The 4,729-nt window shown below is 61.7% G+C and carries 4 protein-coding genes; 2 read left to right on the forward strand and 2 right to left on the reverse strand.

The window, feature by feature from the left end; translation table 11 throughout:
• Nucleotides 1-564: 564 nt before the first annotated feature.
• Nucleotides 565-822, reverse strand: a complete 258-nt coding sequence (locus CR492_RS20620; RefSeq protein ID WP_146030349.1) for a hypothetical protein — start codon at nucleotides 820-822, stop codon at nucleotides 565-567.
• A 237-nt stretch (nucleotides 823-1,059) separates the two neighbouring features.
• On the opposite strand from CR492_RS20620, the gene CR492_RS20085 reads away from it, so the two are divergent.
• The gene (locus tag CR492_RS20085) at nucleotides 1,060-1,752 is read left to right on the forward strand and encodes a DNA-3-methyladenine glycosylase family protein (protein ID WP_102845482.1); all 693 of its coding nucleotides are present in this window, start codon (nucleotides 1,060-1,062) and stop codon (nucleotides 1,750-1,752) included.
• A gap of 67 nt (nucleotides 1,753-1,819) precedes the next feature.
• Nucleotides 1,820-2,926 carry a calcium:proton antiporter gene (locus CR492_RS20090; protein WP_102845483.1) on the forward strand — a complete coding sequence of 369 codons (1,107 nt, stop codon included), beginning with the start codon at nucleotides 1,820-1,822 and terminating at the stop codon, nucleotides 2,924-2,926.
• A 162-nt stretch (nucleotides 2,927-3,088) separates the two neighbouring features.
• Here CR492_RS20090 and CR492_RS20095 read toward each other — a convergent pair whose 3' ends face one another.
• Nucleotides 3,089-3,940, reverse strand: coding sequence for an SDR family NAD(P)-dependent oxidoreductase (locus CR492_RS20095; protein ID WP_102845484.1), 852 nt, complete (start codon nucleotides 3,938-3,940; stop codon nucleotides 3,089-3,091).
• Nucleotides 3,941-4,729: the final 789 nt, after the last annotated feature.

The raw sequence follows: 4,729 nt of genomic DNA on the forward strand, positions 1-4,729 counted from the left end.
TCACAAACGGCTCGAAGAACGCCCACCTCGTCGCTCATCATGTCCCGAATCAAAGCCGCCTCCCTGAGAAAGCAACGTTGAATCACCGAAAGCCGGGACTGGGAATCTTATTTGTCAACAGGACCTAACCACCTTGAGCAGCGTCAGCTGCACTAAGACAAATTCCGCCGGCGAGGCAACGAAGCTCAATCAGCTGGCGCCGTGGCTTTCAGCCGCTCGGGCGATCCCGCGCTTGGCGAGTTTCAGGATGCCGTGATTATTCAGCGCTTCGGCGATGTCCCGGATCTCGAGGCGCTGCTCCGCGCAAGTTGCGATCGCTTGGCTCGCATGCAGTCGTTATTTCCCCGCCGCGTCCAAAAGCGGCGGGCCCCCGCCGAGTTCAAAGCTGAACGGCGTTCGAAGGCCAAGGCAAACGGATCGAGATCGGCGCGCCATCGACCAGCGCTACATTGGTACGTTCGGGGTCTTCGGCAGGCGCATAGCCAATCGGTCGGTCGCCGCCCCGCGTCTGATGGCTACATAACGGAACGCAAATGCGCCGGCCGCCGAAGCCGCCACGACGGGTTAGCAGTTCTTGCAGATGCCGCGAAGCACACGATCGCTATCATCGTGGATGGACCGGCCGGTAAGGGTCGGAGCCGCTTCGTCGGAAATGTTGGGGCGCGGAACCGTCGCGCCGGTCGGGGCCAGATGCCCCTTGTTCAGCAATCCATCGCTGTTAGCGTTCTGAGCGCGCAGAGCATTCTCCGAACCTGTCTGAGCGTAAACCGGGGTGACCATTGTGGCGGCGACAAGCGCCGCGCATAAGCTAATTCTCGCCATTGCTCCCTCCCGCTTCCATCGACGTTGATAGACAGCGGATGATAGAAAAACGCGCAAAGCGAGATTTGTGATAAATCAACCCCAGGCTCAAGCCTTCACGTTTCCTTGAGCCATTGCTCTATTCCCTAAAGGGACGGCGAGCCTGTGCGAGCCTTGCTGGCGCCGCCGGCGACCCATCTCGCCAGCCTATTGCCCGTGCGACGCAATTTGGTGCATTGGGCTGGTTTTGGGGGAGGCATGGCGACGAAACGCTTTCTGGACTCCGACGAAGCGCTGGCCGAAGGGCTCGCGGAGCTTGGCCGCCTCGATCCGGTGATGTCCCGACTCGTCGCCGAGGGCGCGCGGCCAGTGCTGCGCAAGCGCGAGCCGGGCTTTCACGGGCTCGCCTGGATTGTCATGGGGCAGCAACTCTCGGTCGCCAGCGCCGACGCGATCTGGCGGCGGCTGATCGATCGTTTCGGACCTTTGACGCCCTCGGTGATCGAGGCGGCGACGGTTGAGGCGCTGAAGGCCTGCGGGCTGTCGGCGCCTAAAATCCGCACATTGCGCGCGATCGCTGAGGCGATTACACGCGGCGCACTCCCGCTCGACGAACTTGGCGCCATGCCGGCCGAGATCGCCCATGCCGCACTGACGGCGGTGAAAGGCATCGGTCCCTGGACCGCCGACATCTATCTCATGTTCTGCCTTGGCCATTCCGACGCCTTCGCCGCGGGCGACCTTGCCTTGCAGGAGGCTGCGCGTCTCGCCTATGGAATTGCGGCGCGGCCGAGCGCCTCGGAGCTTGTCGCGCTCGCCGAGCAATGGCGCCCATGGCGAGCCGTCGCCGCCAAGGTGCTATGGGCGCATTACAGGATCGCGAAAGGGCGGCCTGGAGTGTCGGAGAGCGCAAAACCTCCGAAGGCGAGCGCGCCGTCGCCGGGCCGTTGACGCTGCATGGGCCGTGTTACAGGACTTTCAGCCCGGCAAAGAGCGACCAAAAAGGACACAGAAGCGAATGTCTCAAGATCATCCCGGTTCGAACGCCGTGTGGACCTGGCTCGCCCCTGCGGCGGCAAGCGTCCTCCTTTTTGCGAAATTCGCTGGCCTTGTTGACCTGAGCTCTGGCATCGCGCTGGCGCTCTCCGCCGCCTTGCTTGGCGGCGCGGTGTTCGCCTCGGTACATCATGCGGAAGTTCTGGCGCTCCGGCTCGGCGAGCCGTTCGGCTCGATCCTCCTCGCCCTCGCCGTCACCGTGATCGAAGTGGCGCTCATCGTCTCCATCATGGTCTCGGGAGCCGAAGGCAGCGACCAGGTCGCGCGCGACACCGTGTTCTCAGCCGTGATGATCGTGTTGAACGGCGTTGTTGGCCTATGCCTTATTTTCGGAGGACAGCGTCACTACGAACAATCCTTCCGACTTGACGGAGCTTCGGCGGCGCTTGCCGTCCTCGGCACGCTCGCGACGTTGGCGCTGGTTCTGCCAAATTATACCCTGGCGATTTCCGGCCCCGAATATTCGCCAATTCAGCTCGTCTTTATCGGCGCGGCCTCGCTGGCTCTCTATCTCGTCTTCGTCTTCGTCCAGACCATTCGCCATCGGGACTATTTTCTGGACGCGACGGAGCCGGAGTTTGCAGCCGATCAGCCCGCACATGCCAAACCAACGTCCAGCACAGCGGCGGCCAGCGCCGGCCTGCTTCTGGTTTCCCTGACTGCGGTGGTGCTTCTCGCAAAAATTCTCTCTTACCCCCTCGACGCGGCCATCACCTCAGCCGGTTTGCCGAAAACCTTCGTCGGCGTCGTGATCGCGACGGTGGTCCTTTTGCCGGAGGGCATCGCCTCGATCCGCGCGGCGCTGTTCAACCGGCTGCAAAACAGCATAAATCTTGCGCTGGGGTCGGCGCTGGCCAGCATAGGTCTGACGATCCCCGCAGTGGCGGTCGTCTCGCTCATCACGGGGTCGAAGCTCACGCTCGGGCTCATCCCCGAGAGCATAGTCTTGCTGGTTTTGACCCTGTTCGTCAGCACGCTCACGCTGGGAACCGGCCGCACAACGGTTCTGCAAGGAGCCATCCATTTGGTGATCTTTGCGACCTTCCTTCTCCTCTCGGCAATTCCCTGAACTCCGGGCGGCCGATCGTCAACGCGAAGGCTGAGGTGACGCGTCAATCAGGTAGCCAGCCGTTACGTCCAACGCCGAGACAGCCTGAGCGCATCGTCATTTCTGCCAGGATCGCTGCGCGACGACGCAGATGTCGCCCACCGTCGATCTCTGCCGAGAAGATCAGCTGCCTTTGTTCGGGATGACCAAGCGAGACACGGCGTCAACAAGACGGTCAGGCGCAAGCGCGCGTCCCACGGGTCCAAATTTGGCGATGAAGCCAACATTATAGCGGGTGCGCGGCCGCGCCACTGTTGCGGCCTTTAACACGGCGTTGGCGACGTGATCGGCGGTCATAACGCCGAAGCCGCCCCGCGCAAGAAAAGCGCGCATCCCGCGGGCAAGGTTTTCCTTGAAGAGCGCATAGGGGCTGTCGTCGCCAGTCTTTGGGATCGTTTTCAGCAACGTCGCTTCGAAATGCGTGGCAATCGGCCCCGGCAACACATTCACAACGTCTATGCCGAAGGGTTCAACTTCGGGGCGCAGCGCGTCGGCGATGGCCTCGGTAGCGAATTTCGCTGCGTGGTAGGCGCCGCCGCCCATGACGCTGACGCGTCCGGCGACCGAACTGACATTGACGATACGCCCCTTCCCGGCGCGACGCATCCCGGGCAAGACAAGCTGCGACAAGCGCATTCCGCCAAAAACATTGGTTTCGAACTGTCGCCGCATTTCGTCGAGCGTAATTTCCTCGATTGGGCCATATTGGCCGTAGCCGGCATTGTTGACGAGAACGCCAACCGCGCCGAATTGCCTTTCGACCGCCTCCACGGCAGCCCGCCTCGCGTCCTCGTCCGTGACGTCGAGAGTGAGCGTGGCGCAGCCGAGCGCCCGCAGTTGTTCGAGCGCAAGGGGATCGCGCGCCGTCGCAAACGTCTCGAAACCCGCGGCGCGAAAAGCCGCTGCGGCGGCGCGCCCGACGCCGCTTGAGCAGCCGGTAATGAGAACCGGCCCAATTTCTGCTGCTTTCAACATCGGCGAACTATGGCGGTAGAAGTGCGCCGCGTCCAGGAAGCGGCGGCTGCGCCCCCCGCGCTGCTGTGGGATAGCCGCGCCAGACATGCGGAGCCAGTTCGATTCTCGCACAACTGATCGCGCGTTAGCCTGGACCAAAGGCAGATTGTAGCTGCCGGCGGCCTGCGGCGCGTCTTTCGGATCATAGCCGAACAGCGCGATTCGTACGGACGCACTGAGCTTTTTGCCGCGAGGGGCAGCGCCGCAGGCTTCTAGATCAAAGACCAGATTTTAAAGAAAGCTCGCGTAGCGTCCAAATTCGTTTAGCGCGTAGAGATGCATTTGCTTCGGCCTGCATCTGTCCAGCATGCGTGTCAAGGTCCGGTTTCTCTGTTTTGCGAAAGCACGACGAAGCCCGACATTTCTCCGCTTCGATGAACGCGGTCAGATCGTCTTCGAATATGAGAGCAGGCGATATCACGCGTACGGTTCAGGCGTCGAGCGCTCAGGCAGAGATAGTCCAACTCGTCGCGAGGAAGTAATCATCGGAGCGGAGTAAACGCGCGCGTGATTTGATGGTGGATACCATTTCAGCGAATATGGACGCCCAGCCGACGTGTTGAGCCGAATTTGCGAGCTGGTCGTTTACGCTGCGGGGTCGCAAGGCCCAAAGATTATACGATAATGCCTTCGAATTCGGCAGCAGCGTTCAAGGTCGGAGGACACATACCGAATGCCGTCGCATGCTTACATCAACACGATCGCCACCGCGGTTCCCGTCCATGACGTCCACAGCTTCTTTCTCCGCTT

This window comes from Methylocella silvestris (assembly GCF_002891535.1).
Classification (GTDB): domain Bacteria; phylum Pseudomonadota; class Alphaproteobacteria; order Rhizobiales; family Beijerinckiaceae; genus Methylocapsa; species Methylocapsa silvestris_A.